Raw genomic sequence first — 18015 nt, 5'->3', positions numbered from 1 at the left:
TAATAATGAATCTAATGCTTTCTTAGCAGCTGCTTTTGTAATTCCAGCATTTTCTGCCATTCCATTGATTAAATCTGTTTTGTTCATAAAAATTAAATTTTAAATTATTAATATATAGTTGGGTTAAACATTATGTTAAATCCGTCTACAAATTTATATGTAAAATCCATCTACGCAAGTAATAGCAAGGGAAATACGGTTATTTGTTGATAACTTAACAGATTTGTTAATAAAGGATGTGCGTTTTATCGGATTTTTTGCAATATCAATGAGAATGAGGGTTTAAAGCAGTTTTGCGTTTTCTTCAAAATGATATCCATTTAGCAGAGACTTTACATCCATTTTTCGTTTGCCTGGTAACTGAATTTCTTTAATATTTATAAAGCCTTCTTTTACAGCAACTTTTAATTCATTTTTGTTAGTGACAAGAATTCCAATGTTTAAATTATGCTTATCAATTTCTTTTTCAACTTTAAATATTTTAACGCTTAAAGTTTCTTCTCCATTTTTAAGGTGAGTCCATGCTGCTGGAAAGGGATTTAAGCCTCTTATTTTATTATAAATAGCATCAATAGATAATGTCCAGTCAATTTTACAATTGTTTTTATTTAGTTTATATGCTGTTTTTAGATTTTCAGTTTTAGGTTGAATAGTAGTATTTACATTATCATTTTCAATAAGTTCAACTGTTTTTAAGACCAAGTTACTTCCAATGCACATCAGTTTATCATGAAGTGACCCTACAGTTTCATCGTCTTCAATTTTAATTTCATCCTGAAGAATCATTGCCCCTGTGTCAATTTTTTCATCTATAAAAAAAGTGGTTACACCTGTTTTTGTTTCACCATTAATTATAGCCCAGTGAATAGGAGCAGCACCTCTGTAGTTCGGTAATAGTGACGCATGCAGGTTAAAAGTACCAAGTTTCGGCATGCTCCAAACGACTTCAGGTAACATTCTAAATGCAACTATAATTTGCAAATTAGCGTTTAAGTCTCTCAGTTCCTCAAGAAAAGATTCAGCCTTTAGATTTGTAGGCTGTAATATAGGCAGCCCTTCAGATTGCGCATATTTTTTAACGGCAGATTCGTTTAGTTTTCTTCCGCGACCTGCAGGTTTATCTGGTGCAGTAATAACACCAACAATTTTGTATTGGGCATCAACTAAACTTTTTAATGAATCCACTGCAAAATCTGGTGTACCCATAAATACAATTCTTATTGTGTCTTTATTCATTGTGATACTATTTTATATGTGTTTGAGGCTGTCATTTCAATGATTTGATATTCTAATAACAGCTTTAATACTTCTAATATTTGTGTCTCTTTATAAGGCAATACTTCAGTTAGTACTCTAGAATTACATGCTTCTTCTGCTATTTTAGAAATGATGTGTTTTTGAATGATTTTTAAATCTGAAGTAGTTGTTTTATCTGAATTTGATATGCAAACAGAACATTTTCCGCAGGTTTCGTTTGAGGCTTCTCCAAAATACTTTAATAATTGTAATTGTTTACATTCTGAATCAGTTTTCACATAAGTTAATACAGCATTCACCTGAAGATGTTTTAGATTTTGTTGTTGCTTAACAATAGTTGTGATTCTATTGATGGTTTTATCGTCTTCTCTGGGCTGTAAGAATGTAATTTCAGAATCTGTGTTTGAATATTTGAAATTTACTACTTCATCTTTATCTAACTGTTCTAAAATGGCAATAATTTGTTTTTCAGACGTTGAAGTCTTTCCGGCAATAAGCGATAAATTAATTGCTAATGCATGCTCAAAAATACCACCATAAGTTCTGAGAATTGATTTTACGATAAGTTCGACATGTTTGTGTCGCTCTAAATACGAAAATAAAGCCGTATTACTAATAATGAATTGTAGTGTAGTTTTATAATTAAACTGTTGTGAGAGTTTTATTATACTATTTCGATCTAAAATCTGAAGCACATTATACGTTTGAGTTGTTTTAAAATCGTAAGCTTTACAAAAATCGTTAAAGTTGAATTGATGTGATGAAAATTCACCTTCACCATAAGATATTTGAAAATAATTGCAGAGTTTTCTGTACACTGTTTTTATAAAATCTATTGAAGGTAAAGTGTTTATGAATTGGTTTTTAAGACGTTGTTCGTCAGATTTATTAGTTAATAATATAGCATAGGCATTGGCATTATTTCTGCCAGCACGTCCTGCTTCTTGATAATAGCTTTCTAAGCTTTCAGGTAGATTGATATGAAATACTGTTTTTACATCAGGTTTATCAATTCCCATACCAAAAGCAGTAGTGGCGACCATGATTTCTTTTCGATTGTTCATCCATTGGTCAAGTCGCTCTTGCTTATCTTTTGTTGGAATACCTCCATGAAAAAAAGTAACGCTAAATCCAAATTTCTCTAATTGGTCATGAATTTCTATAGACAGTTTTCTGCTTCTCACATATATAATTGAAGAACCCTTATAAGTTTTTAAAAGTCGTTGTAGATCATAAAATTTGTCTTCACTGTGTATGACATTATAAGCAATGTTTGGCCTTTTAAATGAACCTTTAAAAAGCTTTGGTGAAATAAAATCTAATTCAGAAACGATGTCTTGAATTACTTTTGGTTTAGCTGTAGCTGTTAGCGCAATTACATTTACACTGGGTTGCAATTCTCTTAGAACTCTAATTTTTTTATAAGTAGGTCTAAAGTCATTTCCCCATTGACTGATGCAATGGGCTTCATCAACAGCTATGAGATTTACATTCATTTGCTGAATACGTTGTTGTACAATGTCTTGCTGTAAACGCTCAGGAGAAAGATATAAAAACTTATAATTGCCATAAATACAATTGTTTAATAAAGTGTCAAGCTCATTGTAACTTATCCCACTAGTAATTGCCATCGCTTTAATGCCTTTGTTTTTAAGACTTTTAACCTGATCTTTCATTAAGGCTACAAGAGGAGATACTACAATACATATACCTTCTTTGATAAGCGCAGGAATTTGAAAGCAAACGGATTTGCCTCCACCTGTAGGTAATAAAACAAAGGTGTCCTGGTTGTCTAAAACCGCATTAATGATTTCTTCTTGAAGTGATCTAAAAGAGGTGTGATTCCAATAACGTTCCAGTATGTTTACAGGATGCGACATTACTACAAATGTAAAGCATCTATGATGAAATCTGCACGTTTTACTATGCTGTCAAATGGAACATCTATAAGTTCGTAGCCAAATCCTTCATAAGTGTCTAATAAAGCATGATGAATTTCAACGGCCTGATCAAAGTTTTCGTAACGCTCGCTATCACTAACAAAAATTTCTTGCCAAGGCGCTAACACAAATACTTTGTCGTAAACATGAGTGTCACAAACCTCAGTAAAATGTTTCGGATATTTACTTTTTGCATAGTCCATATATGCTACAACATCAGGCAAGCCTCTATCTAAAAACACTAGATTTTTATTAGTGTTATTAGCGTCTATATATTGTTCGGTTCTCGCCTTTAAAAGTAATTCACTGAAGAGTAGTGGTTTGGTTAAAAATAATTGGTCAATACCTTCTTTTCTAGCATCAAGAGTAACTTGTCTTGAGATTTCTTCAAAGCAAGTATAGCCTCGTTTTATAAGTTCATTTATAATTGATGATTTTCCAGTTCCTGGTCCACCAGTAATAACGATTTTACGTGTATTCAAATTGGCAAGGTTTTGGTTGTAAAATTAACAATTAATTATGCAAAGCAAAATGTAACTATAATGTATCTTTGCTTTCGAAGAAGAAATATTATGAGTTCAAATAAAAAAACAGAAGAATTTTACAAAAAACTAAGAATTCAGCTTTATGAAACAACAAGCTGGCCTTCCGAATATTTATACAAATTTATTGTACCAACAGACCAAAAAAAGATACTTCAAATAGAAGACTTATTTAATAATCTGGGTGCAGTTATTACGACTAAAGAGTCTGGCAAAGGTACTTATACGAGTGTTTCAGTAAATGTCAATATGAAAGATCCTGATGCTGTGATATCTAAATATATAGAAGTTGCTGAGAAAGTAGAAGGTGTTATTTCACTTTAATTTTTAAATTGATAACTATTTTTTGTATTTTGCACCATATGCAGAAGTACTTCATGCATGATTTACAAATACTACACAAATATATATTTTGATTGACGATATAGAATACAACACAGAGCGTGAACATTTGATTATTCCAGAGTATGGAAGACATCTACAGAAGATGGTTAATTACGCTAAAGGATTACCTACTAAAGAAGAAAGAAATAAAGTTGCAAAATCTATCATAAATGTGATGGGGAATTTACAACCTCATTTAAGAGATGTGCCTGATTTTCAACATAAACTTTGGGATCAGCTTTTTATAATTGCTAACTTTGAGTTAGATGCAGATTCTCCATACCCAACTACTTCTAAAGAGGAGTTAAACGAAAAACCAGAACCTTTAAGATACCCTCAAAATCATCCAAAATATCGTTTCTATGGAAACAATATTAAAACTATGATCGATGTCGCTAACACATGGGAAGATGGTGATTTAAAAGAGGCTTTAGTATATACGATTGCGAATCATATGAAAAAGTGTTTTTTAAATTGGAACAAAGATACTGTAGAAGATTATGTGATTTTTAATCATTTATATGAATTGTCTGGTGGGAAAATCAATTTAAAAGAAGGTGCGGAAGATTTATCAGATTCTACAAGTTTGATGAGAAATAAAAAGAAATATTCTAATAATAAGAAATCTCATCACAAAAAAAATAATTCTAACCGAAATAGAAAACGTTACTAACACCTAGTACATGTCAACATTTATTATCGAAGGAGGTCACCAATTAAAAGGTAAAATTCAACCTCAAGGAGCCAAAAATGAAGCTTTGCAAATTTTATGTGCAGTGCTTTTAACTGATGAAGAAATTAGAATCGATAATATTCCAGATATTATTGATGTTAATAAATTAATTGCCCTATTAAAAAAACTTGGCGTAAAAATAAATAAAGTAGGTAAAGGATCTTATACATTTCAAGCTGATGAGGTTAATCTGAAATATTTAGAATCTGCTGAATTCAAAGAAGACGGTAAAGGACTAAGAGGTTCTATTATGATTGTCGGACCACTATTAGGTCGTTTTGGTAAAGGGTATATTCCTAAACCTGGAGGTGATAAGATTGGTCGCCGTAGATTAGACACTCACTTTGAAGGGTTTATTAATTTAGGTGCAAAGTTTAGGTATAATAGAGACGATTTGTTTTATGGTGTTGAAGCTGATAAACTTACAGGAGCATACATGCTTCTTGATGAGGCCTCAGTTACAGGAACAGCTAATATTGTCATGGCTGCAGTTTTAGCTGAAGGAACAACAACAATCTATAATGCGGCTTGCGAACCTTACTTACAGCAATTATGTAAGATGTTAAATAGGATGGGAGCTAAGATAAGTGGAGTAGGTTCTAACATGCTTATTATTGAAGGGGTAAAAGCATTGGGAGGAACTGAACACAGAATGCTTCCAGATATGATTGAGATAGGAAGTTGGATTGGTTTGGCTGCAATGACTAAAAGTGAATTAACAATTACCAATGTTAGTTGGGATGATCTTGGTCAGATACCAAATGTATTCAGAAAAATAGGGATCAATATTGAGCGCCTTGGCGATGATATTCATATTCCAGCACACATTAATGGTTATGAAGTACAAAGCTATATTGACGGTTCTATTCTAACAGTATCAGACGCGCCTTGGCCTGGATTTACACCTGATTTGTTAAGTATTATTTTAACGGTATTAACTCAAGCTAGAGGAAGTGCTGTTGTGCATCAAAAAATGTTTGAAAGTCGTTTGTTCTTTGTTGATAAGCTAATTGATATGGGCGCAAAAATTATTCTTTGTGATCCACATAGAGCTACTATTATTGGACATGATTTTAAATCACAATTGAAGGCTACTACAATGACTTCACCAGATATTAGAGCTGGTGTTTCTCTTTTAATTGCAGCGTTATCAGCTAAAGGCACGTCTACAATTCATAATATTGAACAAATAGATCGTGGTTACGAGAATATTGATGAACGTCTAAGAGCTATTGGAGCAAAAATTACTAGAGTAGAAGGTAATTAATATAGAAACTAAATATAAAAAAGCCTCATTAAATAAATGAGGCTTTTTTATGCTTATTAATTATTTGGCATTGTATAGAAATATTGCTCACTAGCAATATTACCATCTTGTACTTCATATACGCATACTTCCTCCATTTGCTGACGTCCACTTTCTTTAAAAGTGCAATCAAATCCCATTTTAGCAGTAAAAAAGTTTCCAGCGACAACAGGATCACTTATAGAACTTGCATGAAAATCATCAACACTATCCATCCATGCTTTACTTTTATTCCAAACGTTTTGTTTTCCTGTGATTAATTCTCCTGGTGTTCCAGGCATTTCTTTACTAACTACATTTTCAGAATATAGTTCATTAATGCAGTCTAGGTTTTTACCTTCTCTGCACATTTCTGCCCATTTTTGAGCAACATCTTTAGTATTCATTTTAATTAATTTTTAGATTGTTTCTAAAATTAATCAAAAACGATTAAGAACTATATAAAAGTAATGTTAATCTTAGTCTAGTTTAAAGCCTCTTTGTAAGTTTTTAAGCAGCGTTCTCTGGCTTCTTTATGATCTACTATAGGTTGAGAATAGGTGAGTTCTTGATATTCTGGAACCCATTTTTTGATATACTCATGGTTTTTGTCAAACTTTTGTATTTGTGAAGTAGGATTAAAAATTCTAAAATAAGGAGCAGCGTCAACACCAGATCCAGCTACCCATTGCCAATTCCCAACATTACTTGACATTTCATAGTCATGTAGTTTTTCTGCAAAATAAGCTTCGCCCCAACGCCAATCAATTAATAAATGTTTGCACAAAAAGCTTCCAACGAGCATACGAACTCTATTATGCATAAATCCAGTTTTATTTAATTCACGCATACCTGCATCAACTAAGGGATAGCCTGTGTTGCCTTCACACCATATTTTGAATTCTTTTTCATTATTTCTCCACTCAATTCTATCGTATTTCGATTTGAATGATGTATCCTTTGTATGCGGGAAATGCCATAATATTTGCATGAAAAACTCTCTCCAAATCAATTCTTGCCAAAAGATTTCATTGTCTTCTGCAATTGCTTTTTTTACCATTTTACGGACACTTACTGTACCAAAGCGAAGATGAGGTCCTAGTTTTGATGTTGAATCCTTTGCTGGGAAATTTCTTGTTTCTTCATACTCCTGAATGAGTGTTGGTGTGATTGTAAAATCTGCAATTTTTTGAGTTGATTTTTTAAATCCGAGATCACTTAAACTTAAATTTGGAAGCCTAGAATGTTTTACTAGATTATCAAAATAGTTTTCTGCATCATAATTTTTTAACTCATAATTTTTGAAAGTTTCTTTCCAAACTTTCATATATGGTGTATAAACGACATACGGATTTCCATCTTTTTTTACTACTTCATCTTTTTCAAAAACAACTTGGTCTTTATACGTTTTAAATTTGATATTATGTTTTGATAATAATGTTTTTATCTCAGAATCACGCTCTGTTGCATATGGTTCATAATCATGATTAGTAAAGACTGTTTTAATAGCATACTGATCAATTAATTGTTTATAAATATCAATAGGTTTCCCATGAAACATCGCTAAGCTACTACCATACTCATTCTGTAAAGTCTCTCTCATGTTTTGAAGCGTATCATAGATAAACGTCACTCGAGCATCATCTTCGGGTAGTTTGTCTAATATTTCAGAATCAAAAATAAATATTGGTAATACTGGATGGTTACTTTTAAGCGCCTCAAAAAAACCTACATTATCATCTAAGCGAAGGTCTCTTCTAAACCAAAAAATATTCAGAGATTGTTTCATTAAAGTAGTATGTATTTATTTTTGGTAAGTTCCGAATAATTCTTCCAATTTCTTAGTTCTATAATTGAATATTTCTTCGAGTTTAGGTTTTACTATGAATGGATGAACTAGCCGACCAATAAATCCAAATGGTACTTTGTAGTCAATTATGTCTTCCATTTCAACACCTCCATCAATGGCTTTTATGAAATGCTTGTGATGCCATAGTGCATAAGGACCAAAACGTTGTTCGTCAACAAAATATTTTTTATCAATGCTGTGTGTGATTTCAGTTACCCACTTAGTTTTTATGCCTAAAACAGGAGTGACAATATATTGAATAATTTGTCCAGCAAACATTGGTCTGTCTGCTCCAGAAAGGATGTTAAATCCCATATAATCCGGTGTAATTGTTTTAAGATTTTTAGGGTCAGATAAAAAATCCCAAGCAGTATCGATTGAAATTGGTAAATTTTGCTTTTTGTGTAATCGGTAAATCTTCATATCAATTATGTAGTAAGATGTATAAATTAAGTGATGTGGCAATACATAGCCAGAGCGCATATGGTAAAATTAATATAGATTTCAACTTTAAGTCTTTGGCATATGTAAATAAGAACGCAAACACTATTATAGTTAACAAAATGATATTAATTAGACCAATATCAACGAGTTTTTGGTTGAAAAAAAACAGATTCCAGCTCACGTTCAATATAAATTGAATTGCAAATAATAGGATGGTTTTGTTCGTCCATTTATTTAAGTAAAGAAATGCCATATAAATAGAAAAGCAAATCATTATGGTTGTCCATGCTGCTCCAAATACCCATCCATCTGGAGTCCAAGGCGCTTTTTCTAATTGTAAATACCAATCGCCTTTCGGTCCTTCAGCCATAAAAGTGGAACCGATAGCTAGAGCAGCAAAATTTATGATTAGAAATGCTATAAACGGCTTAATGAATTTCATTAAATTTGATTTACAAGGTCTTCAATTCGTTTTTGAAGATTTGTTGCTTCAGCAAATTTCTTATCACTTTCAGCTCTATTTGTAGCTGATAAAGTGTGCCATTCATTCATTAGCTTTTCGTATCTTTTTTGAAGTTTATCAACTTCAGATTTCTTTTTGAAAAATTTAAACATTTATTTTCTATTTTAAGTGTTTTGTGATTTTTGAACTTGTTGGACTGGTCATCGAAAAATAATAATCGATGAATTCTCCATTAGGGCCAATAAGATATTTTTGAAAATTCCATTTTATTTTAGAATTTTTAATACCATTCTTTTGTTTCTGAGTTAGCCATTGATATAAGGGATGCTGGTTATTTCCTTTAACATCAATTTTTTCAGTTATGGGGAAAGTTACACCATAATTAACTTCACAAAATGATTCAATTTCATTTGCATTACCAGGCTCTTGTTTTCCAAATTGATTACATGGTACTCCAACTATAACGAGGTTGTCATTATTGGCATCATATAGTTTTTGTAGGTCTTTATATTGAGGTGTGAATCCACATTTTGAAGCGACATTAACAAAAAGGATGTACTTTCCTTTATAATTTGAAAGTTGTATCGGCTTTCCATTTAATCCTAGAATTGAAATATCATAAATTGAAGACTCTTCAATTTCTTTTGTAGGATTAGATTTAGAGAATAATGTTGCCATAAAGATTTTTATTGGATTCATGTTATATTTTGAAACTGACGATTCCACAATCCATTTCAAATACTTGACCTGAAATTGCATTTGATTTGTCTGATAATAAAAAATCAGCCATTCCAGCTACATCCTGTGGTTCTAAGAACTTTTTCATTGGATGACGTTCTTTAATGTTGTCAATCATTTTATCGTTTCGCAAAAGTTTTGATGCAAGTTCTGTGTTAGTCACTGTTGGTGCAATGGCATTGATTCTAATTGAAGTTGCTAGTTCAGCACCTAGAGATTTAACTAAACCTTCAACACCTGATTTCGCTGCTGCTATGCTAGCGTGAAAAGGCATTCCAAGTTTTGCTGCAACAGTACTAAAGAGAACTACTGAAGGATTATGACTTGCCTTGATTGTATTCAAATACTTTTGAATCACTTTAACAGCACCAATAACATTAATTTCATAATCTGATCTGAAATCGTCTAACTTATAACGTTGAATTGGTTTGAGATTGATACTTCCAGGACAATAGACTAAACCATCAGCTACGTCTAAGTCTGGTAGTTCGTCTTTCAGAACATCACAATCATAATGAACTAAGTTTTCATGAGTTAATTCAGGTTTAGTTCTGCTAATATTTATAACCTTGTGGTTATCAAGTAAAAGGTTTACTATGGCATTTCCAATACCTCGGCTTCCACCTATGACGATATATGTTTTCATTCTAATTTATTGAAATTAACGAGCGCAGTTAAGTGTTATAATGCTACGCTCGTTTGAATGTTAAGATAGTATTTAAGCTGTTAAAGGCGCTCCTTTTAATCGTTTTTCAACTTTTCTTTTGATTACAGTTAAGCGCTTCATGATGTCCATAATTTTTTGATCTTTCTGCTCTTTATAGATTTGATTTAAATCTAGTATCAAAGCTTTTGCTTCTCTTGAAATTTTAACACGATCACTTGTTGATAATGATCTCATTTTTCTTTGCTCAAATTCTAAGGCTCTGTTTATTAATTCCATAATCTTAATTATTTATATAGTTGTGTAATTCTGTTATTTTTTCTGCTTTGTTAAATTGACCACCATAATATGTAGTAACTGTTGCTGATGTATCATCTTTAATTCCTCTAGACGAAACGCACAAATGTTTAGCATCTATAATAACAGCTACATCTTCAGTTTCCAATATTGCTTTTAATTCTTCTGCAATTTGATTTGTAAGACGTTCTTGTACTTGAGGACGTTTGGCATAATATTGCACTATTCTGTTAAGTTTTGAAAGTCCAATAACTTTTCCTGAGGAAATATAAGCTACATGAGCTTTTCCAATAATAGGAACGAAATGATGTTCACAATTGGAGTAGAATGTAATGTTTTTCTCTACAAGCATTTGATTGTATTGATACTTATTATCAAAAAGAGCAACCTTGGGCTTGTTTTCTGGATTTAAACCAGAAAATATTTCATCAATATACATTTTAGCTACACGCTTAGGTGTACCTTGAAGTGAATCATCTGTAAGGTCTAATCCCATAACATCCATGATTTCTTCAAATAGAATGGCGATACGTTGTTTTTTTTCGTCATCACTCAATTTAAAAGCATCTTTTTTCATTGGTGTTTCTAAACCAGTAAAAAGATGATCGTCACCGATTTCAGAATTAGAAAAACCATTTAATTGGTGACCATTTGTTTTTACTTTTAAAATATTTGTACTCATATTGTATCTTTTTTATGTGCTGTCCTTAGGAACTCATCTCTTTAGTCAAAGCACGTTATCGTTTTGAAATTGAGTTATGTGTAATTTGTTTTTGTCTAGAACATTTAAATCGACCTTCTGAAAAGACTCTAAGCTTTTCATGTTTTGTTTTTCGACCTTGAACTCGTTTGCGCCACATTCTGAAACTTTTAGGTTTCATCTCTTTGCGCATAAGGTCTATGACTTCTTGTTCTCTTAATCCAAATTGGAATTTAATAGCTTCAAAGGTTGTTCTGTCTTCCCAAGCCATTTCTATTATTCTATCTGTCGCTCTTGTATCTAGTATCATTACTAAAACTGAAATTTAAATTGTTCATCATAACTAACTTTCGCATTTAAAAGCTTATCCAAAAATGATTTGTTCTCTTTAAATGTTTTGTTATTTCTGAAATGAATAAACTTTCCTTGTGCATGAATACTTGCGCCATTTGTTTTGTAAATTACTAATTGATAATAAGGGATAACCCAAGAGTAATTTTTTAATCCTTTATTAATGTAAATAATAATACCATCTGTACGCATTTCAATATTTGCATAATTAATGTCAGATACTTTATTTAGGTATTGTTTCATGTTCGGACTAACGTCTTCAATTATCATTCGTTTTGATCCAATACCACCCATTTTGATAGAATCAAAAAATGAATATTTACCACCAATCAAATCTTTAATGATCTGTTTGTGCTCTTTGTTGGGATGTGTAGAATCTAAAATCAAACTTATATTTTTTTGAATTACTCAAATTTACAAAATGTTTAATGTTTTATATATAACATTAAACAAAAATTAACATATCACTATTGATTTAATTTATTATGACAATAAGTAGTTGATAATTACGTATTTAAAATCTTGTTTATTTGTTTCGAAGCGTATGTTTTTTTAATATCCTATTACTTTCAGTACGCACAAGTGTGTTTTTTCTTAAGTTCCATAAGGTGTCTGAAGCTTTTTTACGTGTTTGTTCTGAGTCAATGATTGGATTTGGATAATCTTCTCCTAAGTGAAAGTTATAAAGCTGTTGTTCCATTTGGGTCATAAGATATGGCTCATGAGCAAATGGTGTCTCTAAGTTTTTTAATTCTGGAACCCATTTTTTTATAAAATTAGCTTCAGGATCATGTTCTAGTCCGTTTTTGATTGGATTATATATTCTTAACATATTTGTGCCAGTTTCTCCAGCTTGCATTTGAAGTTGCGGGAAGTGTATGCCCGGTTCAAAATCTAAAAACATCCTTGATAAATGTTGAGAACATTCTTGCCATGGTTGCCATAAGTTGTGCGTGAAAAATGAAACGACTAAGGCACGCATTCTAAAATTTAAATATCCAGTTTCATTTAGGCAACGCATGCAAGCATCAATTAAGGGAAAACCTGTCTGACCAGATTTCCAAGCGTCTTGATATTGTTTTGAAATGTCTTTTTTTAATTTGTGAAAGCCTTTATTTATACTTTCTTCTTGCATTGTGTGCTCCATTTCAAATTTTTGAATAAAATGTGCTTGCCATCTTAAACGAGACATAAAAGCTTCTAGAGGTTTTTTGTGTTTTGAAGTTTGCTTTAAAATGTACGCTTTTCTATATACTTCTCTTATAGATAAATTCCCCCAAGCTATATATGGTGATAATCTACTACATCCTTTGCGCGCTAATTCTGGTTTCGAAATGTGAAACATATAGTTTTCATAGCGTTTGTTTAGAAATGTATTTAAATATCTTAACCCAGTAGTGCGTCCACCTTTTTGGAATGGTGATTCTTTTGGAGTTGATAAGGATGGGACAGATAATACTTTTTCAAGATTTTCAATTTCATCTATGCTTAATAATTGATTTTTGGAAGGGGTAAACGGTAGTGGTTCTTTTTCAAAATATGTATTGCATAATTCTGTCCATTTATCACGATTTTTTAAACCTCTTTGTACACCATTATTAATGTTTTCATGCCATTTGATTAAATTATTTTTACAATAACGTTTAAATGCTTTGTCACGATTGTAGGTTACAAGAATTCCAGTTTCTTGATGTGAATAGATATCTCTTACAGTATAAAACTCAATAAGTTTATTTACAACAGAAATCATATCGGCTTCAACTGAAAGAATTTTGGAATTGAGAGGTTTTAATCTCTCATTTAAATCACGAATAGATTCTTTAATGAAGTTCCAATGACGCTCGCTATAATGATTGTCTTCTAATAAAATGGTTTCAAAAACATAAAGTAATAGTGTTTGTTTACCAGACGCAATTGAGTTAAAAATAGCTTCATTGTCTTCTAAACGCAGATCACGTTTAAGCCATACCAAATTTATTTTTGGGCCATTAATAATCATCTTGATTTAAAATAATATGTTTTGCTTTTTCTTTTATCTTTTGAAGATCTTGCTTATCCATTTTATCTAGTAAGCTATACATCATCTTCATTCTAAAATTGTTGCCAAGTTGCTCACGCTTATCATCAAGGAAATTCCAATACAAACTATTAAATGGACAGGCATTTTCTTCAACTTTATTTTTGTGATTGTAATGACAACTACTACAGTAATTACTCATTTTGTTAATGTAAGAACCGGAGGATACATAAGGTTTCGTGGCTATTTTTCCTCCGTCAGCAAATTGACTCATACCACGTGTATTAGTAAGCTGAACCCATTCAATAGCATCTACGTAGATCCCTAAATACCAATCATCAACCTCGCCTGGATTGGTTTGTGTTAACAACGCATAATTGCCTGTAATCATCAAACGTTGAATGTGATGAGCATATCCATTATCAAGAGAATTATTAATGGCATGTTTTAAGCAATTCATTTTAGTGTCTCCAGTCCAGAAAAAATCAGGTAATTTGTTTGTATTATCTAATTCATTTAAATTTTTATAATTAGGCATAAATGCCCAATACATACCTCTCATGTATTCACGCCAGCCAATGATTTGTCTTATAAAACCTTCAACTTGAGATATATTAATGTCTTCGATATGTTTTCTGTAATAATTCATTACAGATATTACGATATCTTTTGGGGAAATCAGTTTTAGATTCATAGCAAATGATAGCCGCGAATGAAATAAGTATTCTTCATCTGTATGCATGGCATCTTGGTAAGTTCCAAAATGAATGAGTAATTCTTCGCAAAAATATTTAAGCTGATCTATTGCTTGTGCTCTTGTTATTGGGTAGTTGAATGTGTCGTTTTTAAACTTTCCGAAAGTTATAATCTTTGCTTTTTTAATATCTGAAACAACCTCTTTTACGTTGTTGTTAAACCATTTATAAGATGGGATTTTAACTTCGCCTTTCCATTTATTACGATTGCTTTTGTCGTAATTCCATTTGCCACCTTCTGGTTGACCAGCTATCATTAGAATATCATGTTTCTTGCGCATATCGCGATAGAAGTTTTCCATGAGGTATTGTTTTTTTCCTTCAAAGAAATCAGCGAGGTCGTTTCGGTTGGTGTAAAAATGTTCTGCAGAATTAGAAGTATAAGAGATGTGTAATTGGTCTGTAAATGTATGGAGCTGCTTGTCTAATCGATATTCATCTGGAAGAATGAATTCAAAATGTTCAATATTAAAATCTTGTATGAGTTGATTGAGGTTGTCTAATAAATTTTGTTTGTTATTTGAATCATTTATTTTGTAATAAACAACATGATGTCCATTTGATTTAAGAACTTCAGCAAACTGGCGCATGGCAGCAAAAAAACCAATAACTTTTTGTACATGATGTTTCACATAGTCAGTTTCTTGGCGCATTTCAAATAAACAATACACAATGGAATCATCACTCTTTTTAAACCAGGAGTGCTTTATGTTTAATTGGTCGCCAAGTATGAGTCGTAATGTTTTCATCTAAAATAAAACCTGTTGTAGCCAAATGTTTTGATACTTACCATTTGGATCGTAACGTTCAGCTTGAAGATCAACATTAAACTTTCGGTCTCTAGGATCATTGCCTACTCCAGCAACATACATCCAATTTCCATAGTTGCTGTGCACATCGTAATCGATAAGTAGGGATTCAAAATAGGCAGCACCAATTCTCCAATCTAAAAGTAATTCTTTCGAGAAAAAAGACGCTACATTTTGTCGTCCACGATTACTCATCCAGCCTGTTTTTTTGAGTTCTATCATATTCGCATTTACAAAAGATGAACGCGTCTCTCCATTAATCCATTTGTTAACTAAATATTTGTCTGTTTGCCATTGGTAGTCTTTTTTTAGAATGCCTCCAATTTTGAATATATTGTTTTGATGTTTTAGTGATATGTATTTAAAATAGTCTCTCCATATTAATTCGAAGATGAGCCAATAGGTAGACTGATTTTTAAAATGTTCTTTTTCAAAGGTTTTAACTGCCCAATAGATTGTTCTTGCAGAAATACTTCCGTTAGCTAGCCATGGTGAAAATTTAGAACTGAAATCTGTGCCAACTAAGCCATTTCTTGTTTTCTTGTAGAACCCTAATTTTTTGGTTTCAAAAAAATAATTATGCAATCTTTTTGAAGCATTAGATTCTCCACCTTTAAATGGAAATGCTGAGTTTGGATGTGTTTCAAAGTCATCAAAACCTAAATCTTTGAGATTGGGAATTGTGGACTCATTAATAATGTCTTTTATAGGTTCAGCTTTAGTATTCTCTATTGAAAAACGGACGCGACTGTATGTCTCAACTTTTTTTCTAAATTCTGTAAATACTTTAGGAATTGCAGGAAATCCCATTGAGATATCCGCAGGGTGGAATAAAAATTGGTCAAAGGTTTCAAAATAATTTATACTTTGAGGTAAATTCTTTTGAACGTTTTCAAAAGTAGTTATTTCTTCACTAGTCCATTCTTTTTGAACATATATTGAAGAAATGTCAAACTTTTTAACAAGTGTGTTTAATGTACTTTCAGGATAATCTATTGCGACAAACAATTCAATATTTAAAGCCTTTAAGTTTTGTTTTAAATCTTTAATCGTTTCAATAAGAAATTGTGTTCTAAATTGTTCAGTTTTTTTAAAACCAAACGGATTGGTTTCAAAATGTCTTGGGTCAAAACAATAACAAGCAATCACAGATTTGTGATTTTTAATTGCATTCTGCAATACACTATTGTCCTGTGTTCTTAAGTCGCTTCTAAACCAAACTAATCCTATTTCTTTTTTTGTCGTCTGCATCTTTCACTACAATATTTTACATGTTCCCAATTCTTTTCCCATTTTTTTCGCCAGGTATATGGAAATCCACAAGTATGACAAATTTTTGTTGGTAGATGTTCTTTTTTAAGTTTATACATCTACTAGTTTATTTATCATTCCATTGAAAATAATTCCATGGAATGGTAAAACACTATACCAATATAATCTACCCCAAAGGCCACGAGGTCTGAATGTAGCTGTCTGTTTTAGAAATCCATCTTCAATTTTAAATTCCAGCCAAGCTTCACCAGGTAGTCTCATTTCTGCATATAGCAATAATTTTTGTTGATTTTTGTCTGCAAAAATGACGCGCCAAAAATCTAAGGCATCACCAGCATCTAAATCAGTAGGACTTGTTCTTCCTCGTCTTAAACCAATCCCACCAAAAAGCTTATCTAAATACCCTCTAATTTTCCATAGAAAAGTACCGTAGTACCATCCGTTGGTTCCACCAATACTCCAGATTTTGTCTACTGTCTTTTTGTCGTTTATAACTTTACGTTCTTTATAATCCTTAAAGCATCCAAATTTCGGAACATTGATGTATTTATGAAGATTGTTTCTAAGTCGACCACTACTAATCATTGAATCTTTCCAACTTGAAACAATACTATTTTGTTCTATTTTTTCAAAAGCTAATTCCACTGCTTTTTTATAAGTCATTGGACTAACTTTTAGTAATTTATTGATATCACTAGGTTTACCAATAATTTGAACTCCCATGCTGTCAACCAAAGAAGTTGCGAGTTTATATGAAGTAGATGTCACAAAATAAAGCCAGTAAGAAGATAACTTTGGTGTCATAACTGGTACTGTTAAAATGTAACGCTTTAATCCTCTAACTTTGGCAAACTGTAAAAGCATTTCTTTGTAGGTTAAAATTTCAGGACCGAAAACATCATAAGTTTTATTGAAAGTCTCTTTTCTATCGAAGCTTCTGTGCAAAAAAGCTAAAACATCTCTAACAGAAAGAGGTTGTGTCTTTGTGTTTAACCATTTAGGAGCAATCATAAATGGTAGTTTTTCAACTAAATCTCTAATAATTTCAAAAGACGAACTACCGGATCCGACTATGATTCCAGCTTTGAAAATAGTTAAAGCATAAGCATCAGATTTTAATTGGTCTTCGACATTTTTTCTAGATTGCAAATGCTTTGACAATTCATCTTCATTTGTAATGCCACTTAAATAAATAACTTGTCTAGTGTTAGTTGTTTGAATATAATTCTTAAAGTTTATAGCACATTGTTCTTCAAGAGCCTCAAAATCTTTTGAGGTATTAGACATTGAGTGTATTAGATAATACACAACATCAATATCTTTTGGAATATTGTTTAAAGTTTCTGGTTTTAGAAAGTCTGCTTCAATAACATCGATAAAGTCATCTTCAATATAAGTTTTATCAGCGCGAAGTTTATCACGAACAGCACAAACTACATGATGTCCATCATTAGCAAGTAATGGAATTAGTCGTTTTCCAATATAACCTGTTGCACCTGTTACTAAAACTTTCAT

The 18015-nt window shown here is 31.7% G+C and carries 23 protein-coding genes; 3 read left to right on the top strand and 20 right to left on the bottom strand.

Translation table 11 applies throughout. The features are described from left to right. From AB8B90_RS00800 to AB8B90_RS00785, 4 genes are all read right to left on the bottom strand, one after another. A partial coding sequence (locus tag AB8B90_RS00800; RefSeq protein ID WP_405332682.1) for an HU family DNA-binding protein occupies positions 1-87 on the bottom strand: 87 nt, incomplete at its 3' end. A 195-nt stretch (positions 88-282) separates the two neighbouring features. Continuing rightward, entirely contained in the window at positions 283-1236 is a 954-nt protein-coding gene (gene fmt, locus AB8B90_RS00795; RefSeq protein WP_405332676.1) for a methionyl-tRNA formyltransferase, read from the bottom strand. Beyond that, on the bottom strand, positions 1233-3137 hold the full coding sequence (locus AB8B90_RS00790) for an ATP-dependent DNA helicase RecQ (protein WP_405332673.1): 1905 nt from the start codon (positions 3135-3137) through the stop codon (positions 1233-1235). The genes fmt and AB8B90_RS00790 overlap by 4 nt, the downstream gene beginning before the upstream one ends. A 2-nt stretch (positions 3138-3139) precedes the next feature. After that, positions 3140-3679 (bottom strand): AAA family ATPase, encoded by a 540-nt coding sequence (locus AB8B90_RS00785; RefSeq protein WP_405332670.1) that lies wholly within the window; start codon positions 3677-3679, stop codon positions 3140-3142. A gap of 90 nt (positions 3680-3769) precedes the next feature. On the opposite strand from AB8B90_RS00785, the gene AB8B90_RS00780 reads away from it, so the two are divergent. The 3 genes from AB8B90_RS00780 to murA all read left to right on the top strand — a co-directional run bounded on the left by AB8B90_RS00780 (position 3770) and on the right by murA (position 6123). Further along, a complete protein-coding gene (locus tag AB8B90_RS00780) occupies positions 3770-4063 on the top strand; it encodes a DUF493 domain-containing protein (protein WP_405332667.1) in 294 nt (97 codons plus the stop codon). Positions 4064-4151: 88 nt separating this feature from the next. After that, positions 4152-4796 (top strand): DUF4290 domain-containing protein, encoded by a 645-nt coding sequence (locus AB8B90_RS00775; RefSeq protein WP_405332664.1) that lies wholly within the window; start codon positions 4152-4154, stop codon positions 4794-4796. Positions 4797-4806: 10 nt separating this feature from the next. Next, positions 4807-6123, top strand: a complete 1317-nt coding sequence (gene murA, locus AB8B90_RS00770; protein WP_405332661.1) for a UDP-N-acetylglucosamine 1-carboxyvinyltransferase — start codon at positions 4807-4809, stop codon at positions 6121-6123. Between the two features lie 56 nt (positions 6124-6179). On the opposite strand, the gene AB8B90_RS00765 is transcribed toward murA, so the two are convergent. The 16 genes from AB8B90_RS00765 to AB8B90_RS00690 all read right to left on the bottom strand — a co-directional run bounded on the left by AB8B90_RS00765 (position 6180) and on the right by AB8B90_RS00690 (position 18015). Then, entirely contained in the window at positions 6180-6548 is a 369-nt protein-coding gene (locus AB8B90_RS00765; RefSeq protein WP_405332658.1) for a SnoaL-like domain-containing protein, read from the bottom strand. A 77-nt stretch (positions 6549-6625) separates the two neighbouring features. Then, positions 6626-7930: a cryptochrome/photolyase family protein gene (locus tag AB8B90_RS00760; RefSeq protein WP_405332655.1), complete on the bottom strand. Its 1305-nt coding sequence runs from the start codon at positions 7928-7930 to the stop codon at positions 6626-6628. 15 nt (positions 7931-7945) lie between these two features. Beyond that, positions 7946-8413 carry a cell division inhibitor gene (locus AB8B90_RS00755; RefSeq protein WP_405332652.1) on the bottom strand — a complete coding sequence of 156 codons (468 nt, stop codon included), beginning with the start codon at positions 8411-8413 and terminating at the stop codon, positions 7946-7948. A gap of 1 nt (position 8414) precedes the next feature. After that, the gene (locus AB8B90_RS00750) at positions 8415-8876 is read right to left on the bottom strand and encodes a TspO/MBR family protein (protein ID WP_405332649.1); all 462 of its coding nucleotides are present in this window, start codon (positions 8874-8876) and stop codon (positions 8415-8417) included. Beyond that, a complete protein-coding gene (locus AB8B90_RS00745; RefSeq protein WP_405332647.1) occupies positions 8876-9049 on the bottom strand; it encodes a Lacal_2735 family protein in 174 nt (57 codons plus the stop codon). Before AB8B90_RS00745 ends, AB8B90_RS00750 begins: the two co-directional genes overlap by 1 nt. A gap of 7 nt (positions 9050-9056) precedes the next feature. Further along, the gene (locus AB8B90_RS00740; RefSeq protein WP_405332644.1) at positions 9057-9596 is read right to left on the bottom strand and encodes a glutathione peroxidase; all 540 of its coding nucleotides are present in this window, start codon (positions 9594-9596) and stop codon (positions 9057-9059) included. Between the two features lies 1 nt (position 9597). Beyond that, positions 9598-10281, bottom strand: coding sequence for an SDR family NAD(P)-dependent oxidoreductase (locus tag AB8B90_RS00735; protein ID WP_405332641.1), 684 nt, complete (start codon positions 10279-10281; stop codon positions 9598-9600). A 72-nt stretch (positions 10282-10353) separates the two neighbouring features. Then, a complete protein-coding gene (locus tag AB8B90_RS00730; protein WP_299339285.1) occupies positions 10354-10578 on the bottom strand; it encodes a hypothetical protein in 225 nt (74 codons plus the stop codon). Positions 10579-10582: 4 nt separating this feature from the next. Continuing rightward, positions 10583-11278, bottom strand: a complete 696-nt coding sequence (folE, locus tag AB8B90_RS00725; RefSeq protein ID WP_405332637.1) for a GTP cyclohydrolase I FolE — start codon at positions 11276-11278, stop codon at positions 10583-10585. A gap of 55 nt (positions 11279-11333) precedes the next feature. Continuing rightward, on the bottom strand, positions 11334-11606 hold the full coding sequence (locus AB8B90_RS00720) for a TIGR03643 family protein (RefSeq protein WP_405332634.1): 273 nt from the start codon (positions 11604-11606) through the stop codon (positions 11334-11336). Positions 11607-11608: 2 nt separating this feature from the next. Continuing rightward, on the bottom strand, positions 11609-12034 hold the full coding sequence (locus AB8B90_RS00715; RefSeq protein WP_405332632.1) for a hypothetical protein: 426 nt from the start codon (positions 12032-12034) through the stop codon (positions 11609-11611). 139 nt (positions 12035-12173) lie between these two features. Further along, positions 12174-13646, bottom strand: coding sequence for a deoxyribodipyrimidine photo-lyase/cryptochrome family protein (locus AB8B90_RS00710; protein WP_405332629.1), 1473 nt, complete (start codon positions 13644-13646; stop codon positions 12174-12176). Continuing rightward, complete coding sequence (locus AB8B90_RS00705; protein ID WP_405332626.1) at positions 13636-15168, bottom strand: cryptochrome/photolyase family protein; 1533 nt, start codon at positions 15166-15168, stop codon at positions 13636-13638. The genes AB8B90_RS00710 and AB8B90_RS00705 overlap by 11 nt, the downstream gene beginning before the upstream one ends. Next, positions 15169-16479, bottom strand: a complete 1311-nt coding sequence (locus AB8B90_RS00700) for a DASH family cryptochrome (protein WP_405332623.1) — start codon at positions 16477-16479, stop codon at positions 15169-15171. Then, positions 16455-16598 (bottom strand): DUF2256 domain-containing protein, encoded by a 144-nt coding sequence (locus AB8B90_RS00695; protein WP_405332620.1) that lies wholly within the window; start codon positions 16596-16598, stop codon positions 16455-16457. Before AB8B90_RS00695 ends, AB8B90_RS00700 begins: the two co-directional genes overlap by 25 nt. Continuing rightward, positions 16591-18015 (bottom strand): SDR family oxidoreductase, encoded by a 1425-nt coding sequence (locus tag AB8B90_RS00690; protein WP_405332617.1) that lies wholly within the window; start codon positions 18013-18015, stop codon positions 16591-16593. The genes AB8B90_RS00695 and AB8B90_RS00690 overlap by 8 nt, the downstream gene beginning before the upstream one ends.

It is taken from the genome of Psychroserpens sp. (assembly GCF_045105015.1).
GTDB lineage: Bacteria > Bacteroidota > Bacteroidia > Flavobacteriales > Flavobacteriaceae > Psychroserpens.
Note: the sequence above shows the minus strand (reverse complement) of the source record. Positions and strands in the feature narration are given on the sequence as shown.

What these genes read in the sequence shown, in the direction of transcription:
- AB8B90_RS00780 (WP_405332667.1), top strand. Translation starts at nt 3,770, where the DNA reads ATGAGTTCAAATAAAAAAACAGAAGAATTTTACAAAAAACTAAGAATT.
- AB8B90_RS00690 (WP_405332617.1), bottom strand. Translation starts at nt 18,015, where the DNA reads ATGAAAGTTTTAGTAACAGGTGCAACAGGTTATATTGGAAAACGACTA.
- AB8B90_RS00735 (WP_405332641.1), bottom strand. Translation starts at nt 10,281, where the DNA reads ATGAAAACATATATCGTCATAGGTGGAAGCCGAGGTATTGGAAATGCC.
- AB8B90_RS00720 (WP_405332634.1), bottom strand. Translation starts at nt 11,606, where the DNA reads ATGATACTAGATACAAGAGCGACAGATAGAATAATAGAAATGGCTTGG.
- murA (WP_405332661.1), top strand. Translation starts at nt 4,807, where the DNA reads ATGTCAACATTTATTATCGAAGGAGGTCACCAATTAAAAGGTAAAATT.
- folE (WP_405332637.1), bottom strand. Translation starts at nt 11,278, where the DNA reads ATGAGTACAAATATTTTAAAAGTAAAAACAAATGGTCACCAATTAAAT.
- AB8B90_RS00790 (WP_405332673.1), bottom strand. Translation starts at nt 3,137, where the DNA reads ATGTCGCATCCTGTAAACATACTGGAACGTTATTGGAATCACACCTCT.
- AB8B90_RS00750 (WP_405332649.1), bottom strand. Translation starts at nt 8,876, where the DNA reads ATGAAATTCATTAAGCCGTTTATAGCATTTCTAATCATAAATTTTGCT.
- AB8B90_RS00765 (WP_405332658.1), bottom strand. Translation starts at nt 6,548, where the DNA reads ATGAATACTAAAGATGTTGCTCAAAAATGGGCAGAAATGTGCAGAGAA.
- AB8B90_RS00730 (WP_299339285.1), bottom strand. Translation starts at nt 10,578, where the DNA reads ATGGAATTAATAAACAGAGCCTTAGAATTTGAGCAAAGAAAAATGAGA.
- AB8B90_RS00745 (WP_405332647.1), bottom strand. Translation starts at nt 9,049, where the DNA reads ATGTTTAAATTTTTCAAAAAGAAATCTGAAGTTGATAAACTTCAAAAA.
- AB8B90_RS00700 (WP_405332623.1), bottom strand. Translation starts at nt 16,479, where the DNA reads ATGCAGACGACAAAAAAAGAAATAGGATTAGTTTGGTTTAGAAGCGAC.
- AB8B90_RS00740 (WP_405332644.1), bottom strand. Translation starts at nt 9,596, where the DNA reads ATGAATCCAATAAAAATCTTTATGGCAACATTATTCTCTAAATCTAAT.
- fmt (WP_405332676.1), bottom strand. Translation starts at nt 1,236, where the DNA reads ATGAATAAAGACACAATAAGAATTGTATTTATGGGTACACCAGATTTT.
- AB8B90_RS00760 (WP_405332655.1), bottom strand. Translation starts at nt 7,930, where the DNA reads ATGAAACAATCTCTGAATATTTTTTGGTTTAGAAGAGACCTTCGCTTA.
- AB8B90_RS00695 (WP_405332620.1), bottom strand. Translation starts at nt 16,598, where the DNA reads ATGTATAAACTTAAAAAAGAACATCTACCAACAAAAATTTGTCATACT.
- AB8B90_RS00710 (WP_405332629.1), bottom strand. Translation starts at nt 13,646, where the DNA reads ATGATTATTAATGGCCCAAAAATAAATTTGGTATGGCTTAAACGTGAT.
- AB8B90_RS00755 (WP_405332652.1), bottom strand. Translation starts at nt 8,413, where the DNA reads ATGAAGATTTACCGATTACACAAAAAGCAAAATTTACCAATTTCAATC.
- AB8B90_RS00705 (WP_405332626.1), bottom strand. Translation starts at nt 15,168, where the DNA reads ATGAAAACATTACGACTCATACTTGGCGACCAATTAAACATAAAGCAC.